The organism is Vibrio sp. 1CM24A (assembly GCF_023161725.1).
Lineage (GTDB): Bacteria > Pseudomonadota > Gammaproteobacteria > Enterobacterales > Vibrionaceae > Vibrio > Vibrio coralliirubri.
In genome coordinates, this window is the sequence record NZ_JALNTS010000001.1 from 217,423 (window position 1) to 236,418 (window position 18,996).

Annotated in this window: 15 protein-coding genes; 6 read left to right on the top strand and 9 right to left on the bottom strand. The window is 43.6% G+C overall.

Annotated features, from left to right (window positions below; translation table 11 throughout):
- Positions 1 to 73: 73 nt before the first annotated feature.
- From MSG38_RS00915 to napF, 6 genes are all read right to left on the bottom strand, one after another.
- A complete protein-coding gene (locus MSG38_RS00915) occupies positions 74 to 211 on the bottom strand; it encodes a TIGR02808 family protein (protein ID WP_010430103.1) in 138 nt (45 codons plus the stop codon).
- 11 nt (positions 212 to 222) lie between these two features.
- Positions 223 to 804 (bottom strand): NapC/NirT family cytochrome c, encoded by a 582-nt coding sequence (locus tag MSG38_RS00920; protein WP_009845456.1) that lies wholly within the window; start codon positions 802 to 804, stop codon positions 223 to 225.
- 29 nt (positions 805 to 833) lie between these two features.
- On the bottom strand, positions 834 to 1,295 hold the full coding sequence (locus MSG38_RS00925) for a nitrate reductase cytochrome c-type subunit (RefSeq protein ID WP_017062614.1): 462 nt from the start codon (positions 1,293 to 1,295) through the stop codon (positions 834 to 836).
- Between the two features lie 125 nt (positions 1,296 to 1,420).
- On the bottom strand, positions 1,421 to 3,910 hold the full coding sequence (napA, locus tag MSG38_RS00930) for a periplasmic nitrate reductase subunit alpha (protein WP_248400761.1): 2,490 nt from the start codon (positions 3,908 to 3,910) through the stop codon (positions 1,421 to 1,423).
- On the bottom strand, positions 3,907 to 4,212 hold the full coding sequence (locus MSG38_RS00935; protein ID WP_019824440.1) for a chaperone NapD: 306 nt from the start codon (positions 4,210 to 4,212) through the stop codon (positions 3,907 to 3,909). Before MSG38_RS00935 ends, napA begins: the two co-directional genes overlap by 4 nt.
- A 23-nt stretch (positions 4,213 to 4,235) precedes the next feature.
- On the bottom strand, positions 4,236 to 4,715 hold the full coding sequence (napF, locus tag MSG38_RS00940; RefSeq protein ID WP_248400762.1) for a ferredoxin-type protein NapF: 480 nt from the start codon (positions 4,713 to 4,715) through the stop codon (positions 4,236 to 4,238).
- A 253-nt stretch (positions 4,716 to 4,968) separates the two neighbouring features.
- Between napF and narQ the strand changes: the two genes are divergently transcribed.
- Entirely contained in the window at positions 4,969 to 6,699 is a 1,731-nt protein-coding gene (narQ, locus tag MSG38_RS00945; protein ID WP_048613535.1) for a nitrate/nitrite two-component system sensor histidine kinase NarQ, read from the top strand.
- Positions 6,686 to 7,318: a response regulator gene (locus MSG38_RS00950; protein ID WP_008219279.1), complete on the top strand. Its 633-nt coding sequence runs from the start codon at positions 6,686 to 6,688 to the stop codon at positions 7,316 to 7,318. The genes narQ and MSG38_RS00950 overlap by 14 nt, the downstream gene beginning before the upstream one ends.
- 192 nt (positions 7,319 to 7,510) lie before the next feature.
- Here MSG38_RS00950 and dcuC read toward each other — a convergent pair whose 3' ends face one another.
- From dcuC to MSG38_RS00965, 3 genes are all read right to left on the bottom strand, one after another.
- On the bottom strand, positions 7,511 to 8,878 hold the full coding sequence (gene dcuC, locus MSG38_RS00955; RefSeq protein WP_017062608.1) for an anaerobic C4-dicarboxylate transporter DcuC: 1,368 nt from the start codon (positions 8,876 to 8,878) through the stop codon (positions 7,511 to 7,513).
- Positions 8,879 to 9,340: 462 nt separating this feature from the next.
- Positions 9,341 to 9,847 (bottom strand): hypothetical protein, encoded by a 507-nt coding sequence (locus tag MSG38_RS00960; RefSeq protein WP_050634228.1) that lies wholly within the window; start codon positions 9,845 to 9,847, stop codon positions 9,341 to 9,343.
- The gene (locus MSG38_RS00965) at positions 9,840 to 10,544 is read right to left on the bottom strand and encodes a winged helix-turn-helix domain-containing protein (RefSeq protein WP_248400763.1); all 705 of its coding nucleotides are present in this window, start codon (positions 10,542 to 10,544) and stop codon (positions 9,840 to 9,842) included. Before MSG38_RS00965 ends, MSG38_RS00960 begins: the two co-directional genes overlap by 8 nt.
- Before the next feature lie 358 nt (positions 10,545 to 10,902).
- On the opposite strand from MSG38_RS00965, the gene MSG38_RS00970 reads away from it, so the two are divergent.
- The 4 genes from MSG38_RS00970 (at position 10,903) to MSG38_RS00985 (ending at position 18,913) form a co-directional block, all read left to right on the top strand.
- Complete coding sequence (locus MSG38_RS00970) at positions 10,903 to 13,134, top strand: lipase (protein WP_248401074.1); 2,232 nt, start codon at positions 10,903 to 10,905, stop codon at positions 13,132 to 13,134.
- On the top strand, positions 13,124 to 14,317 hold the full coding sequence (locus MSG38_RS00975; protein ID WP_248400764.1) for an outer membrane protein transport protein: 1,194 nt from the start codon (positions 13,124 to 13,126) through the stop codon (positions 14,315 to 14,317). The genes MSG38_RS00970 and MSG38_RS00975 overlap by 11 nt, the downstream gene beginning before the upstream one ends.
- Before the next feature lie 194 nt (positions 14,318 to 14,511).
- Entirely contained in the window at positions 14,512 to 15,849 is a 1,338-nt protein-coding gene (locus tag MSG38_RS00980; RefSeq protein ID WP_248400765.1) for an efflux RND transporter periplasmic adaptor subunit, read from the top strand.
- Positions 15,836 to 18,913, top strand: a complete 3,078-nt coding sequence (locus MSG38_RS00985; protein ID WP_248400766.1) for an efflux RND transporter permease subunit — start codon at positions 15,836 to 15,838, stop codon at positions 18,911 to 18,913. Before MSG38_RS00980 ends, MSG38_RS00985 begins: the two co-directional genes overlap by 14 nt.
- Positions 18,914 to 18,996: the final 83 nt, after the last annotated feature.

The window sequence follows — 18,996 nt, forward strand, 5'->3', positions numbered from 1 at the left end:
CACTGAAATCAGTGGCTTTTTCGTATCAACTCATATCAGAATTTACTGGTAGAAGTTGACGTAATCTCGATTGTTAATCGATTTCTTTGTCTTTACCCATAGATAAAATCCAAAGAGATACGGCTGCAACACCTGCGAAGCCGCCAAGAATGATAACTGGCATAGCGCTGTAACCTAGGATGTGCCAAATTACGCTTTCTAAAGTACTCATTCAATTGCTCCTTATTGCCAGCCTTCAACGCCGTGCATGTCTGGTAGTTTGTGTGCAATACCTTTGTGACAGTCTACACACGTTTTTTCACCAGAAGCTAGTGCAGTCGAGTGTTGTTTCGCACTACGAGGGCTCTGCTCTGAGAAGTCCATGTAATCGAACTGGTGACAGTTACGACACTCAAGTGAATCGTTCTTTTTCAATCGAGCCCATTCGCGTTCCGCTAGGTGAGCACGACGTGCTTTGAACTTTTCTTCAGTATTGATGGTTTTCGCAATAAAGTGTGCATATAGCTCTTTAGATGCTTGAACCTTACGAACAATTTTATCTGTCCATTCATGAGGTACGTGACAATCTGAACAGATAGCACGAACACCAGAACGGTTAGAGTAGTGAATTGTCTCTTGGATTTCAGCAACGATAGGTGCGTGACAGCCAGAACAGAATTCTTCTGTGTTGGTTGCCTCCATACCCGTGTTGAATGCACCCCAGAACAAAAGACCACCCGAGAAACCCAAGAACAAAACAACGCCTACGGCTGCTTTACTTGGTGTCGCGAGTCTTTTCCAAAACGCTTTAAGTAATTTTATCATATATAGCCTCTCTTACAGTCCGGCTACGATTAACGCAGTGAATCTACAGGTTTGAACTCGTTCTCAACTAGTGGCTTAGCATTAGCTTGAGGTACGTGACACTGTAGACAGAAGTAACGACGAGGTGATACGTCTGCAAGTACCGCATCTTCACGGTTCATGTAGTGAGTTACACTCACTTTAGTAGCACCCATTTCTTTTGCGTTTTTCCAGCTGTGGCAAGAAAGACACTTGTTAGCGTTAAGAGAAACTTCATAGCTACGAATAGTATGAGGCACTAGAGGTGGTTGGTATACGTAGTCACTCTCAAGTACTTGGTCACGAGGGAACTTTTTGAAGTCATCTGCTGCGCGAGTTGCTTCAAGTTCACTTGCACCACGTAGAGATTCTACGCCACCAATGCCGCCTGGGTTATCCAGTTCAGCTTCAGCTTGAACTGCACCAGCTAGCAAAAGACCAGCTGATAGTAGGGCAGTAATCAGTTTTTTCATGGTTAATTTCTCCGCCTAAAGGCTAATTCTTTGAGTGGACTACTTCTTTCAAAAAGTAACGAAAAAAGTAGTCGCAATATTAAATACGTTAGATCTTGTATCTAGGTTCGAAAAGCGCTTGGCTCTTAAGAAACCTTAGTGATCTTAACTGGACACTTCTTGTAATCCGTCTGTTTAGACAGAGGATCCGTTGCGTCCAAGATCAACTTGTTGATCAGAATTCTTGCGTCAAAGAATGGTACGAATACCAAGCCTTGTGGTGGACGGTTACGACCACGAGTTTCAACACGAACGCGTACTTCACCACGTTTGTTTTCGATAAGAACTTCATCACCACGGCGAAGACCACGAGCTTTAGCATCAGCAGGGTGGATGTAACAAAGTGCATCCGGTACTGCTTTGTAAAGTTCTGGTACACGACGAGTCATAGTACCTGTGTGCCAGTGCTCAAGAACACGACCTGTACATAGCCACATATCGTATTCATCGTTTGGTACTTCAGGTGGCGCTTCGTATGGTGCATTGATGATCAGTGCTTTACCATCTGGTTTGCCGTAGAAGTCCCAATCAGAACCTTTCTTAGCGTATGGATCTGAACCTTCTTTAAAGCGCCATAGTGTCTCTTTACCGTCAACAACAGGCCAACGTAGACCACGAACTTGGTGGTAGCGATCGTATGGTGCTAAATCGTGACCGTGGCCGCGACCAAAGGCTGCGTATTCTTCGAATAGACCTTTTTGAACGTAGAAACCTTGAGCTTGTGCATCGTCGTTAAGCTCTTGAGCTTCAGACAGTGGGAATGCATCAACGTTGCCGTTTTTGTAAAGCACGTCGTACATGGTTTTGCCACGGTACTCAGGCATTTTCGCAACCAGTTCTTCACCCCAAACTTCTTCAATAGTGAAGCGCTTAGAGAACTCCATGATTTGCCATAGGTCAGACTTAGCTTCACCTACGGTTTTCACTTGTTGGTACCATGCTTGTGTACGACGCTCTGCGTTACCGTAAGCACCTTCTTTCTCGATCCACATTGCTGTTGGAAGGATAAGGTCAGCCGCTTGAGCTGTTGCCGTTGGGTACGGGTCAGAACATACAATGAAGTTCTCTGGGTTACGGTAACCTGGCAGACGTTCAGTGTTGATGTTTGGACCAGCTTGCATGTTGTTGTTACACATTACCCAGTAAGCGTTGATCTTACCGTCTTTAAGCATACGGTCTTGAACAACAGCGTGAGCACCTGGTTTCGGTGGGATAGTGCCTTCTGGAAGTTTCCAGATGTCTTCTGCAATCTTACGGTGTTTAGGGTTAGCAACAACCATATCTGCCGGTAGACGGTGAGAGAACGTACCAACTTCACGAGCTGTACCACACGCAGATGGTTGGCCAGTTAGTGAGAATGGGCTGTTACCTGGAGTAGAAATCTTACCTGTAAGAAGGTGGATGTTGTACACAAGGCTGTTCATCCATACGCCACGAGTATGTTGGTTCATACCCATAGTCCAAAGTGACATTACTTTGATGTTTGGATCTGCGTATTGCTTAGCTAGCTTGATCAGGTCGTCTTGAGATACACCTGACATTTCAGACGCTTTCTCTACGGTGTATTCAGCAACAGAAGCTTTATACTCTTCGAAGCTAATATCAGTCATTTTGCCTGAGTTAGGGTTCGCAGCTGCTTTCTGTAGTGGATCATCGTCACGAAGACCGTAACCGATGTCTGTCGTTGCTTGCTTGAAGTGTGTGTGCTTCTTCACGAAGTCCCAGTTAACTGCATCGTTTTGAATGATGTAGTTTGCTACGAAGTTCGCAATAGCAAGGTCAGACTGAGGGTTGAAGATGTAACCAGTGTCAGCAAGCTCGAAAGAACGGTGGTAGTAAGTAGACAGTACGTTTACTTTAACGTGTGGGTGGCTTAGACGACGGTCTGTAATACGAGTCCATAGTACTGGGTGCATTTCTGCCATGTTTGAACCCCACAGTACGAATGCGTCTGCGTGTTCAAAGTCATCGTAACAACCCATTGGCTCATCGATACCGAAAGTACGCATGAATGCGCCTACCGCTGAAGCCATACAGTGACGAGCGTTTGGATCGATGTTGTTAGAACGGAAACCCGCTTTCATCATCTTAACGGCTGCGTAGCCTTCCATTACTGTCCACTGGCCTGAACCGAACATACCAACACCTGTTGGACCGTTCTTCTTAAGAGATGCTTTCCATTTCTCTGCCATCACGTCGAACGCTTTGTCCCAAGATACGGGTGCGAAATCACCATCTTTATGGAACTCACCGTCTTTCATACGAAGTAGAGGAGTCTCAAGACGGTCTTTACCGTACATGATTTTTGAAAGGAAGTAGCCTTTGATACAGTTAAGGCCTTTGTTTACCGGTGCTTCTGGGTCGCCTTGAGTCGCAACCACTTTACCATTTTGAGTACCTACTAGTACCGAACAGCCCGTACCACAAAAACGACAAGGCGCTTTATCCCACGTGATTTTTGTTTGATCAGAGCTAGCAATCAGGTTGGTTGCTGTTGCCGGTAGAGTTACACCTGCAACGGCTGCCGCTGATGCAGCTGCGTTTGCTTTCACAAACGCACGTCTTGTCATTTTCATACTTCACCCTCAAGTTGAGAATTGTTGCTTCCAGTTTCTAAATCCGTTTCGTCCAGTCCAGTTTCGATTTGGTGATAAACCAAAGCTGTCCCTAAAACGTTCGTAATATTATTAATTTCTTCGATGGTATCCGTTACAAAACCTTGGTTTTCGGTTTCTAGGACCACTATGATTTTGCCTTCAGGGCTACTGCCGTAAATCTCTGCATTATCGAACTGTTCGATTTGTGCTTTGATCTCGTCTAGATGCTCTGGGCTCACATGCACGACTAAACTTGATATATGCACTTCATTTAGTGCCATAAATTGCTCTCGTTATTTTTGTTTTATGCATTACTCACAAGAATAGCTGAAGTAGGGCAAACTGCTACGCAGGCTCCACAACCGCTACACTCATCTAACTTGATTTTTGGTAGAGCAACACTGCCTGCTCTAAGTTGAAATTGAATGGCCATAGGTTCACACATGTCACCACAGCTTCGGCATTCAACATTTTGTTGCGCTAAACACTTATCAGAGATATGTGCTTTTGCTTGCCAAGGCTCTCCTTGCTTTGGCTCAAAAATGGGTTCAGGACAAACATCTGCACATTGATAGCAGAACGTACACTCATCAATAGAGAAATCGACAGTGGGAAAACCACCATCGCCTACAATGATTATCTTAGTCTCACAACTTTCGATGCATTTACCGCAGCGAGTACAGTCATCTGTAAAGCTTTCTAGGTTGTTAATCCAAGGCAAACGAATCTGGCTTGAGTCAACTTTTCTTCTAGAGAACAGACGGCGTTTTGATAGATCTACCACTTAATACCTATAGATGTTGCTAAGATGTTGTAATTGTAGGTCAATATTCTATTAATATCTTGTAATTTGTCCTCATAAGTAGTGTAGTTTTAGAAACAATTGTATAAATACCCCCTAAGGGCTAATTGGGGGCATATATTGTCTTAGATCAATAAATTACGGAGCGAGTGATCACATATTGAATGGAGCTATGATTTTTGATGTGTGACAATACGATATCGCTGGCAAGTCATTTATCAATAGGAAGGCACTTTTGCTTATAAAACCGGTTTCATCTGTAACAAGTACGATAGCAAAATCTTTGCTCTCTATACTGCTGTTGTCGGTTGCTACGACTGGCTTTGCCATCTTTACTTTGGCTTCAAGTTTGAATGATGCGGAAGCGGTTAACGTGGCCGGTTCAATGCGAATGCAAAGCTACCGTTTAGCCCATGATATTCAAATAGAATCTGTCGATTATGAATCTCATATTCGTGAATTCGAAAGTTCTCTTTACTCGCCATCCATGACCAATTTAGTCAGTTGGAATGTTCCGACAGACATCACAGAAGATTACTATTTAATTATCGGCCGTTGGCATGAGCTGAAACAGGTCTTGAATAGCGAAGAGCGCGATCACTATCTCGTGTTGGTTGAAAACTTCGTGGCTGAAATCGATGGCTTCGTTTATAAGCTGCAAGAGTTCTCTGAAGACAAGTTAATAAAGTTAGCGTGGGCTGGTGGTATCGGCCTTGGTGGAATTCTGGTCATATCTCTTTTTGTTGTTCACTTTGTACGTAAACAAGTTGTTAAGCCACTCCATGCGCTCGTTGGTGCCAGTCAGCGGATCAAAAACAGCGACTTTGAGGTAGAGTTAAAAGTCACTAATAACAATGAACTCGGCATTCTGACTAAGACGTTTAACTCGATGGCCAAAGATTTGGGGGTGCTCTATCGAAACCTTGAGTCGGTTGTCGACGCTAAGACGGTCGAGTTGCAAAACGCCAACCAATCTTTGCAGGCGCTTTATCACTCTTCACAAGAACTTACGGTTACACGTATCGCCCCAGAAAACTTCCGAGCTATTCTGCAGCATCTAGTCAGTCTAGAAGGAATAGAGTCGTTAAGGCTTGAGATTGCCGATAGCTCGGGTCGTTCGCTGATTATGGACGAAGGGTATGATTCGAACTTGGACTATGAAAAGTTTGAAATGAAGTTGGATGATAACGAACTTATCTTGGGCTATTTATATTGTTCTTATCATCATGGTCATTCAACCAAGACGCTGATTGAGAGCTTTATCCAACTGTTATCACGAGCGATCTACTATAATCGTGCGCAAAAAAAAGCTGAGCAGCTTATTATTATGGAAGAGCGTGCAACGATTGCCCGTGAACTTCATGATTCATTGGCTCAATCACTGTCGTATTTGAAAATCCAAGTAACGTTGTTGAAGCGCGTGATTGGCAAATTGCCAGAACAACAGCACCGAGAGCAATCTGAACAAATAGCGTCGGAAATCGGCAACGGTTTAGCAGATGCCTATACTCAATTACGAGAGTTGCTCACAACCTTTAGGTTGACCATAAAAGAGGGCAACTTTGGAGATGCTTTAAGCACCATGCTTGAAGAGCTCAGTGAAAGAACAGATGCAAAGATTAACCTCACCAATAATCTTTCATCCATAGAGCTTGATGCACACAGTCAAGTTCACTTGCTTCAATTGATTCGTGAAGCAACAATAAACGCAATAAAACACGCCAATGCCGACTTGATAGATGTATGCTGTATCGATGAGGAAGGTGAAGTATTAGTCGTGATTAAAGATAATGGAGATGGCTTTGACTCAAGTAGTTCCAAGACGAACCACTACGGGATGAGCATTATGCAGGAGCGTGCGGCAAGACTGAATGGCGACTTAACGATTGAAGCGGCTCAAGGTGAAGGCTGTACAGTCATATTGAAATATAAAAGTTTGAAGGAAGTTAAAGTTGACGATTTGTAAAGTAATGCTGGTTGATGATCATCCATTGATGCGCAGAGGTATAAGCCAATTACTGAGCTTTGAAGATGAATTCGAAGTGATTGCAGAAGCAAGTAACGGTACTGAAGCAGTCGCTCTTGCCCATGAAGAAGAACCTGACTTGATCCTTTTGGATCTTAATATGAAAGGCATGTCTGGACTTGATACGCTGAAAGCACTTCGTACTGATGGCTCAAGCGCTAACATCGTTATTCTAACGGTTTCTGATAGCCCTGCAGACATTGAAGCGATTGTAAAAGCAGGCGCTGATGGCTACTTGTTGAAAGACACAGAACCCGATGAGTTAATCGAACTGCTTAAGCAAGCACACAGCGGTGACAAGGCCTACAGTAGTGTGGTTGCTCGTTACCTAAATGATGCTGGTAGCCGTAATGATATCTTCGACCAACTGACTGAACGCGAAATGCAGATCCTTCAAGAAGTCGCAAAAGGTTACCGTAATAAGCAGATCGCCGATCACCTGTTTATTTCTGAATCGACAGTTAAGGTACATATGAAAAGCTTGTTGAAAAAGCTGCAAGTGCCTTCCCGTACCGCTGCAACGGTTCTGTATCTAGAACGCTATGGTGAAATGAAGTAGGGCTTGTTCCTTTGAGATAACACTATTTCAAGCCTGATTGCTTATACATATCTCGATAGTTTTAACGACGTTGAGAAAGTGATATTAAAAAAGGCGCTGAACTTATTAGGTTCAGCGCCTTTTTGTTTACGCATTTTATATCAGTATTGGTGTTCGTTTGTTCTTGGTTCTTTGAGAATCGAAATTTAAGGCTTACGCCGACATTGGAACCAATACAAGCGTACCGAAGATAACCGTAATAAGACCACAGATTACAGGTACAGACGTACGTTTTACTACTTCAAATGGGCTGATTTTACCCATACCAGAAGTCGCTACAATTACACCAGATACTGGCGAAATGGTACGGCCTAGGTTCGATGCTTGAAGCATTGGGATGATTAGGAACGCTGGGTTCAAGCCCATTTTTGCCGCTAATGATGGAGCTAGCTCTACGAATGCATAGAATGGCGCGTTACCAGAACCTGTCGCGATAGCAGCAGCCACCGTTAGACCCGTCAGAATAAGCATTAATGCGATACCGCCTGCGCCTGCAGATTCAGCAAGACCGATTAGGTTATCAATTGCACCGATAGACATTAGACCTTGAGCAAATACGCCCGCCGCAACCAACAGCATTACCACGCCTTTGAACGCGTCAGCCATGCCTTGGTAGCAAGAGTCTAAATCTTCTAGTGTTTTTTCGCCGTCAAACTTCTTAACAACGTAATCGATAACTGCGCCCACGAAGATAGAACCTACCACAATAGTATAGATATCAAGTGACAGCCCTGGAATCGTACGACCGTTGAATAGGAAAACGCCGATGATAGGTAGGAATGGAAGTGCAGCGTAGAAAGCCGGAGCCGTTGTTTCAATTTCAGAAACGTCTACTTTTTCCATTGGTGTGTTTTCTTTCTTATCTAGATATTTGTTCCAGAAGAAAGCTGCACCTGCCATCACGATGATCGCACAGATAGAAACAGGCAGTACCGTTTGAACAGCAAACACATCAAGAGACATGCCTGACTTTTCTGCCGCGATAACCACATCACCAGAGGTTGGTGAAAGAATGATGGCTGCAGGTGAAGCACAAACCGCAACTGCTGCTGGGCGAGAAATACCCATTGCCGTCATCATTGGGAATAGGGTTGCCATCAATAGTACACCAAGACCCGTTGCAGAACTTACTGCTAGAGACATCAGACACGCTACGATGTAAGCCGCAACAAGAAGTACATAGGGAGATTTGATCGCAGCAAGCGGTTTAGAGAACTGTTTCACTACCACGTTGTTAGCACCAATGTGCGTCATGTAAGAAGCAAAACCACAAAGAAGCATAATTTGCATGCCTAGGCCGCCCCCGCGATACTGAAGCATGTATTTAACAAATTCTAGTGAGTCGGTAACCATGTTACCTGTTGAAGCGACTTTAGCTGGTAAGACTGTGTGACCAATAAGGCCGGTGATAAGAAGTAGGGCAAGGCCAGCAGTTAGTAATACGCCCGCCGCTTTATAGCCTTTTACAATAAAGTAACCAACAGCAATAGTAATCACTAATCCGATCAAGAGCTCTAACATAGAAATCTCCACAAAGTTTAAAAAATATAAGAAAGTGTTTCAGAATATGACAATGAATGTACAGAAAACTGCACTGTGGCACGAGGCATAGTTGAGGTTGATATGATCTAAGACAAACATTTTTTTCGATGTTAATTGTGGTTGTAAATCGTGATTAACTACTGTTGTTTAGATGTTAATAAACAAATTTTGTGGCTCGTTAGAATATAACTTGGATCACCTTTGATTGTTCTAGTTGCATATGGAGGTGTTGTTTTATAAATAGTGAGTGTTTTTTGTACTTTGGAAGGAAACGTGTAACGAAGTGGGTATTTATCGGAGTAAAGAGGTGAGAATCTTAGCCTTTAAGCTTACTTACATTTAAAGATTACTTATGTTTAACGCCTACTTACTTCCCATAAGTAAGCGCTAAAACACAAGCTGGTACTAAAATATAATTAGGTTTAAAAATAGCGAGCGAGTTTAGTTTATATCAACGTCAGGAGTGTCATTTGAATACGTTGGCAGCTCAGAACAGATAACCTTCTTACAAAAATGAATCATCCCATAGCGAGTAATGAGTAAAAACTCTTCTCTATTCAATGGAATGTAAGGCATGGCGTCAGAAGATAGGGTAGACCCTTCACTTATCATCACCTTTTCGTAAAACGACAACTCGCGATTCGGGATGATTTGTTGGTGTTGGTTCTCATCCAGTGAGATGTCGTGTTGAGTGACAGAGTAAGAGCCCGACGACGTAAAACCGACTTGTTTAGTCGATACATACAATAAGTCATAACTGTCATTCTTCTTAAACTCGATGTTAATAGCAGACTGGTTATGAATCATATTATTGGACGGGTTAATAATCGATGCTGTATTCGCTAAATAATGCCCTTCAAGGTGTGACTTGGGAATAAAGGTAGAAACCCAGCCGACTAATACGCCAAGCAGTACCACAAAAATTGCTGTATTCGTTTTATTATTCACAAGTCACTCCTTTAAATCCGGCAGGGAAGCTCAGAGATTTTCCTGAATTATCGATGATGATGTTTCGTCCCTTATATTCATATAGCGTTACGTTGAATAACTCATTAAATGTGAATTCATCGGATTCGATTTTACATGAGATAAAATGCTGACCCACGAGATCTTCGCCTAGGCTATTTCTATCTAAATAAGAAAAAAAATAATGGGATAAACCTGCAGCCACTACAAATAATGCAACCAGTGCTAATAGACTGTTTGTTTTTTTCGTAGCGGCCGTTGTCTCGGTTGCTGAGCTTTCAGGCGCTGTGTTGCTTTCAGGTTGTGTCGTTTCTTGCTTTGGTTGCGATTGAATTTTACTCAGCGCGCGTTCTTTGTCTTGTGTCACTTGTCCTGCAAACCGGTAACCTTTACCGCGCTCAGTGACGATGATCATCCCGCTCTTATCTTCTAACGCTTTTCGGCAAATCGAGATGGTCTGCATTAGGCTGCCATCTTCAACATATATACCTTTAGACACCCACACCTGTTCAATAAGAACTTGGCGAGTGATCACCTCATTAGGTCTCGAGATAAAAAACTTAAGTAGCTCTGATTCATTAGAACCTATTGGGTAGGTACGGCCCGTCTTAAAGTGATGGATTTCACTCTCTTCTAAATTGACCTGTATATCATCATTGATAATAAATTCAGCAGACATCTGGGTTCTCATTGTTATAAGCGTTCTAACCTAAATATAACAAATCTTACAACAAACATAAACTTACTGATTTCATCGTCTTTGATGTTTAAGTATTTGAATTTATGTTGATTATTAACCTAATTAGATTTCCTTATATACCTTTTTGAGGTTGTTTAATGCGGTTTCAGGTGCTTGCCGTTAGTAGCTATTGGATCATTAACGGGTGACGCTGATTTAGTGGGTGTGGGTTAATTGCTCAAATTTCTTACGTAGTTTTATCAACGTGTCATTCCAACTCTGTGTTGCCTTGCTCTCTACGAATAAAAAGTCGAGCTTACCTCCGACTCAATCGGCAACTCAAATAACGATAAATCGCATGACCACACCAGTTAAATGCGAAAGCTACGAAGGAGCTGTTTTGAAAGATTTCAATAAGCCATATATATGTGGACTAATTACGCTTGCCTTACTCGGCTGTCAGTCTGAAGACTCGACTCAAGAGGCCGTTTCGGTATTGGTTCCCTACAACATTAATGAACTACCAAAACCAAACGATGGTTATGGTTATGACGACGATGGAACAATATCGGGTGTCGGTGAAGACGTCGCCGCAATGTCATCGACCAATGATGCTTATTATCAGGATTACAACAATTCATACGCAGCCCTAGACGGTTGGGGACTTTGTGCAGAACCGATTTTAATTCCTCTACAAAGTGTTAATTCGGACAAACGTTATCCACTCAATAACGAAACCTTAGCCGGGAATGTTGTATTAATTGATGACGTAACAGGTGAGGAAGTTGGTACTCAAATATCCGCTGATGGTTCCAATATTAAAATTCAATGTGAATCAGGCTTAGTAGAGAATCGTACTTATTCGCTTGTAGTAACGGATGGGGTAAAAACTGAATTTAATGAACCGTTAAAAGCAGACACTAGTTTTGATGAATTGATTTATTCAGAGGTTCCATTAAATAGCGAAAAAGAAGAAGTTCTTCATGCTCAGATAATTAATGCCATTAGCTCATATGAAGCGTTATATCCGGGTGACGCTCTTCCTGTATATGCTGCTCAATTTAAAACTCAGAGCGCTTATTCCCCTCTGGATGCGATGAGAAGAAGCCATTTATTGTATGGAAGTTCTTTCTCTAGTGCACTTCCTGAACTTAAAGAGGAAAAACGCGGGTACAACCTATATACAAAAGTGCTCAAAATTCCGTCTTACTTACCTTTTACAAAAGAGAGGGAGGCGGAATGTATCGTTGATGAGTTTGATCCGAAAGAAAATTGCCCGCCACTTTATGAATGGATCACCAACACTGACGGTGGTTTCCCTACGGCTGGTAACCCGATCCCCCAAATAACTGAAGAACTCGAGATCACAGCAGACATATACGTACCAAAGAGCTTTAGCTGGGTTATACCTAAACAACTGCCTACAGCCATCTTTATACATGGTGTTACAGCCGAGCGAGGCACTGCTTCTTTAATGGCTGCAGAATATACGGATAAAGGCTATGCCGTGGTTGCGATTGACATGCCATATCACGGGGAACGCATGCGTTATGACTCAAGTCCTGAACATGTAGAAATAAGCGCTAGAGCAAACAAAGCGTTCTTCATCAATATTGATTCCCCTTTAGCACTTCGTTCTAACCTCCAGCAGTCTGTTTCAGATTTTCTGGGTCTACGCTATGCGTTGAGCCAAGAAGGTTGGGTTGATAACGATAACGTTCATTTAATTGGACAATCGCTGGGTGGAATTATGTCGGTAATGGTGAGTGAGTTTAGTCAAGCAATCCCTGATTTTCACTCGGATACCAATACCAATTTTGAATTTAACACGGTTAATTTTGTTGTTCCGGGACAGGGGCTAACTAACCTGGTTCTGTCTTCTCAAACCTTAGGCCCTGAAATGTCTGAAGGTGTTAAGAAGTCTCCAGATGTTCAGCGTGGTATTGCTGAAACTGTCATACCAGATACATGCACAACAGAAGCAACGAATAAACAATGTATTGAAGCACTTAGAGAGTTTGTCGAACTTTCATCTGATAACGCGCTGCTTGTTAGTCAGTTAGAGGATGACATCTTCGATCTAGTTGTTACAGACCTAAAACAAGGGGTCCAAGCCACAATTGATAGTGCTGACCCTGCTAGCTTTATCTCGAGACAAGTTGCGGCTGAGCAACCAACTCTTTTGTTGGCTGCCGTTGGAGATTGCGGGGAGACTTGTGACGTTGGCGTTGACTATGTCCCAGATAGCGTAATTCCAAACACCGCGCCAGATAACATTCGTACTGGTACTGAACCACTGATTACTGCGCTTGGCTTAGACCCAATTACAGGTACATCAGAACATATTGATGAAAAGCGCGGAGCCGTGAGAACAACTACCGGCGGGCATGGTACGTATTTGTTCCCGTACGAAGGCCCTGTTGATGAAGATGGACTGCCGGGTATGCCAGGTGAAAACATGTCTGATGTACTTGAAGCTGTGGGCACTCAACAAATTGCTGTTGCTTCAATGGTAATGAGTGACGGTGCAGTAGTCGTCATTAATAACGAAGATCATATCGAAACAGAGGTGCCTCAAGATGAAAAATAAACTTTTATTGGGCACTGCCGCTGCTCTTGTTCCTTGCCTGACTAATGCGGCTGGATTTCAACTTAACGCGCAGTCTGCAACAGGCTTAGGCCGTGCATTCGCCGGTGATGCTGTGATGGCAGATAGCGCTGCGATTGTTGCTAAGAACAGTGCTGCGATGGCTTACATCGAGCAACCAACACTCTCTGTCGGCGCTATCTATATCGATAGTGGTATTGATGTCTCTAATGTGAGCTACACGCCGATGAGAGGGGATACAGAAACATTCGATGATCAATCACTAGATGCCGGAACATTAGTTCCGAACCTTCACTATGTTCATCCTATTCAAGGCTCTAAATTTACCTTAGGTGCCACCGTGCATTCTAACTTCGGTACCGATGTGGAGTTTGATGATTCGTTCGAAGCGGATGAATTTGGTGGGAAAACAGCGTTATCGAGTATTAATGTAGGTTTTGCGGTTGCCTATGAGCTGTCTGAGAAAATCAATTTAGGTGCTGGGCTCGATGTCATCTACGGGGAAGGCGAAATTCACAGGAAAAACCTTCTAGATGTTGATGCTGATGGTTTTGGATTGGGCGCCAATGTAGGTGCTACTTACCAAGTTAATGAAAACAACAGGTTTGGTATTACTTATCGATATAGTCCGGATATAGAAGTTGAAGGGGATATTACGAAAGGCGGTGTCTCTGCCGACAAAATGAATGTACCTCTACCAGACACTCTAGAGTTTTCCGGTTGGCACCAGCTCAACGAACAGTGGGCTTTTCACTACAGCCTGCAGTGGGTGAACTGGTCTGAATTTGATTCGCTAACTTCTGACTCTTATGACGACTCAATTAAAGAGTATCAATGGAAAGACGCAGGGCATATTTCTGTCGGTGGTACGTACACCATGTCGAAAGACATCGTTCTACGAGCGGGTTACATGTACGACATTTCCCCAACTGACGAACTCACATCGTTATCAATTCCTGATGTTAACCGTCATTGGCTCACGGTCGGAGGAGCATATAACTTCACGGCTGCCAGTTCTGTGGATATTGGTGTCGGATTTATCATCGGAGAATCACAAGATATTGACGAAAGCCTGACGACGATCCCAGGAACGAGTTCCAATATAACTGCTGATGTGACTGCCGATGCTCTCTTGCTCGGTGTTCAGTATCAGCATCGTTTTTAACTTTTACTTTGGAGTTCAGAACGTAAAAATTTAGGAATCATATAAAAATTGCAGGGCTCGACAGTGAGTTGAGCCCTTTTCTCATTATTAGCTGTTTTAGCATTATTTAAATAGCTGGAAGCTCATTAAGTAAGAAATAGCTGCTTAGAAAAACGTTTTAATTCAGACGAATTCAACGGTTATGGTTATTAAAAATGAAATTTACAAAGCTTAGTAAAACAATCTGTTTGGCACTGTTTGCCTTGCATATCTCTCCATCGTTTGCCCAAGACTCAAACTTGATTCCTGTGACTATCGAAAAAGCTCACAAACAAGCATTCACTTCTTCAATCAACGAGGTTGGCAAAATCAGGGCAACGGACTCTGCTGCATTGACATTTAGTGCCTCCGACAAAATTCTCAACATCCATTTCAAAGATGGAGATTCAGTTAAAAAAGGCGAACTGATCGCTCAACTGGACAATACCAAAGCAAAAGCCGATTTAGACAAAGCAAGAAGCTCCCTAGCGTTAGCAAAGTCGAAATTAAAGCGTGTACAAGAATTACTAAAGAAACAACCTGACTCTATGTCTCAACAAGATGTGGAAGAACTGGGCGAACAGGCGAATCTAGCCGCAGCTGATTTCCGTCAGAAAGAAGCGCTGATGAATGACTATTTATTGGTCGCGCCATTTGATGGGCAGCTAACTAACTTTACCCACTCAGTGGGCAGCAAGATTGATAGCGCTACCGCGTTGGTCAGTTTGATCAAGCTCGATCCTGTCGAAGTTCAGTATTCTATTGGCCAGTCGGATTTAGGAAATGCAAAGCTTGGGCAGAATGTTTCCATCCAAGTTGATGCATTTGTCGATGAAGCATTTTCTGGTGTGGTGGATTACATTGCGCCAGCGGTGGACGAAAGCTCAGGCCGCGTCGAAGTACACGCGCACGTGACTAACCCAGAGCATCGCTTAGTTCCGGGTATGTTTGCCAAAGTAAGTCAGATGACGAGCGAAGATTCAACGCAGATGGTGGTTTCTCAAAACTCCGTTCAAGCCAAAGATACAGAGCGTTTTGTTTGGGTCGTGAATGGTGAAAAAATCGAGCAACGCATTGTCGAATTAGGCGTGAATACTAACGATGGTTACGTTGTTGTAGAGAAAGGCTTGAAGCTTGGCGATAACGTCGTTGTGACGGGACAACAGAACCTTAAGAAAGCGTCGTTAGTTAAGGTCATGAACCCAAATGCTGAACAGAAAACCGTTGAGCTAATCACGGAACCGACAAGCAAAGAGAACGTTCAACAGACCGCTGAGCCTAAAGTAGAAAATACCGTAACACAGGTGGACGAAGCACATCCGATTGAACCTTCGGTTGATTGGACGGAAGCATCGAAAGGTGTAGATGAAGCGATCAACGAAAACAGTGAGCAAGCAGAGACTAGCGCGACTGTTGAGGATTCATCAAGCGAAGCTCAAAGCAAGGAAGCTCACAGTAAGGAAACACTAAGCAAGGAAGCTGTAACGAAGGAGAGTCTGAATGAAGCTTCCTGAGATTTGTATTAAGCACCCCGTGTTTGCCTCAGTTCTGAGTATCACCATTGTTTTGCTTGGGCTTTTGTCGTTTCAAAAGCTCTCAATCCAATACTTTCCAGAACATAAAACACCGTCAGCAACGGTAACGGCTGCGATCAATGGCGCTAGTGCTGAGTTTATGTCGCGCAATGTGGCAGATAAGCTCATTACCGCAGCAACGGGCCTCGACAGCGTGAAAACCATGACGACGGACTGTCAGGAAGGCACGTGTAATCTAAAAATCATCTTTGAAGATGACATCAATGACGTCGAATACACCAGCTTGATGAACAACCTGCGCAGCAGCGTCGAAGCGATTGGTGATTTCCCACCGAGTATGACGGATAAGCCAACGGTCACGGATGATTCTTCTGACACCAGCATGCCGAGTAACATCATCACGTTTGTGAATACTGGCAAGATGTCTAAGCAAGACATGTACGACTACATTAGCCAGCAAGTCGTGCCTCAATTTAAGCATATCCAAGGTGTGGGTGGTATTTGGGGGCCGTATGGTGGCAGCGAGAAAGCGGTGCGTGTTTGGTTGCAACCGGATCGCATGATGGCGCTCAATATGAGTGCATCCGATGTGGTTGGAACATTGAGCTCATACAATGCAACGTTTACCGCAGGTACCATCAAGGGGCAGGTGCGAGATTTCTCCATCAACCCAGTCAACCAAGTAACCAGCGTTGATGATGTACGAGACTTAGTGGTTCGTGTTGATAACGGCAAGATCATTCGTATAGGTGATATTGCTGAAGTCAAAATGGGTGAGGAGAGCCTTACACCAAGTATTCTGCGTGTAGATGACAATCTAGCGATGTCGATTCAGGTGTTGCCACTGAAAAGTGAAAACCCAGTAACCGTTGCGAATAAAGTTAAGAAACAAATTGATCTGATTCAGCCTCAGTTGCCAGAAGGCATTGAGATGAAGATGGTTTATAACCAAGCTGATTTCATTAAAACCGCTATAGATGAAGGCTTCATGACTTTAGTTGAAGCGATAGTTTTGGTTTCAGCGGTTGTGGTTCTGTTCCTTGGCTCTTTTCGAGTTGCTTCAATTCCGATCATCACCATTCCTGTGTGCGTAATAGGCGTATTTGCCGTCATGCATTTACTTGGATTTAGCATCAACGTACTGACGATTCTGGCTATCATTCTCGCCATTGGTTTGGTGGTTGATGATGCGATTGTTGTGGCTGAAAACTGTTACCGTCATATCGAAGAAGGTGAAACGCCGTTCAATGCTGCAATTAAAGGGTGTCGAGAGATCGTCTTTCCAGTGATTGCGATGACGCTGACTTTGGCGGTTGTTTACTTACCAATTGGCTTGATGGCTGGCTTAACCGCCGATCTATTCAGGCAGTTCGCGTTCACGCTTGCAGCTGCGGTGATCATCTCTGGATTTGTGGCGTTAACACTCTCACCAATGATGAGTGCTTACTTAATGAAGCCAGTATCAACCCCGGTGAAGTGGTATCAAAAGGTTGATGCGAAACTGAATGTGTTATCGGATTTATACACCAAAGAGCTAGGCAAATGGTTTGATCGTAAAGCTCTGATGAGTGGTATTGCTTTAGTGCTGATCGCTTTATCGGCCTTAGCGGTTTGGAAAATGCCTCAAGTGTTACTTCCAACCGAAGATACCGGTTTTGTTGAGGTGACTTCTACGCCACCAACAGGTGTTGGTCGTCAGTATCATCTAGATAACAACGAGCAACTGAACAGTGTGTTCAAAGGTGATAGTTCAGTAGAAGCGAACCTATCTTACATTGAAGGTACACCGACCAATCACGTTCTATTGAAACCATGGGGCGAACGTGACCAGTCAGCGGATGAATTGGTAAACGAGTTTATCGCTAAGGCACAAAGTTCAGTCTCTGCTTACGGCATGTCTTTCAAGGTTCGCTCAGCAGATAACTTGAACATCGCTACCAATATGATCCTCGAACTGACCACGGTTAACCGTGATACCACTGTGCTGTCTGAAACTGCGAGCGAAGTCGTTAAGGCGCTTGAGGATTACGAGGGCGTGACCAACATTAAGAACTCGATGTTGCGTGACCAATTACGTTACGACTTGTCGATTGACCGAAATGCGATTGTATTGTCTGGTGTTGATTACGGTAACGTAACCAATGCGTTATCGACATTCCTTGGTTCTGTTAAAGCCGCAGATTTGCAAGCAGACGACGGTTATACATACCCAATTCAAGTTCAAGTGAACCGAAGTGACCTTGGTGATTTCAAGGTACTCGATAAGCTGTATGTGGATTCACAGTCGGGTCAAAGGCTTCCTTTATCCCAGTTTGTATCCATCAAACAAGTGACATCGGAATCTAATTTCAAGACGTTCATGGGTAAAGACAGCGCTGAAATTACGGCTGACTTAATGCCCGGATACACGGTGAGCGACGTGAAGGCATACATTGATGACACGGTACCAAGCCTGTTGAAACCTGCTCAGAGCTACGAATTCAATGGCATCGTTAAAGATCTAGTTGATTCAACCGCCGGCGCACAAGTGCTGTTCGTATTGGCGTTGATTTTCATCTTCCTGATTCTAGCGGCGCAATTTGAAAGCTTTGTCGACCCGATGATCATCTTGCTGACGGTTCCACTGTGTATTGTGGGCGCGATTTTGACGCTGTCGGTATTTGGTCAAAGCCTGAATATTTACTCGAAGATAGGATTGCTGACACTGGTTGGTCTTGTGACCAAACACGGTATTTTGCTGGTGGAGTTTGCCAACGAGAAACGCAAATCTGGCGCGAGTGCCAAAGAAGCTGCGATCAGCAGTGCACGTTCAAGGTTACGTCCAATCTTGATGACCTCACTGACGATGATCCTCGGTTCATTGCCATTGGCATTGGCGGATGGCCCTGGTTCATTAGGTCGAATCAATATTGGTTTGGTATTAGTCGGCGGTTTGACAGCCGGAACTTTCTTTTCATTGTTCTTAGTGCCAGTGGCTTACGTTGGCATGGCGAATCTAAAACAGATGGATATATTGACTCGATTGAGAACGAAACCCGCATAACTCGCCCTATAGATTGACCAGTCAATTGAAGTGAAAACTAAAACGCGCCTACCATGAACAATGGTAGGCGCGTTTTGTATTTA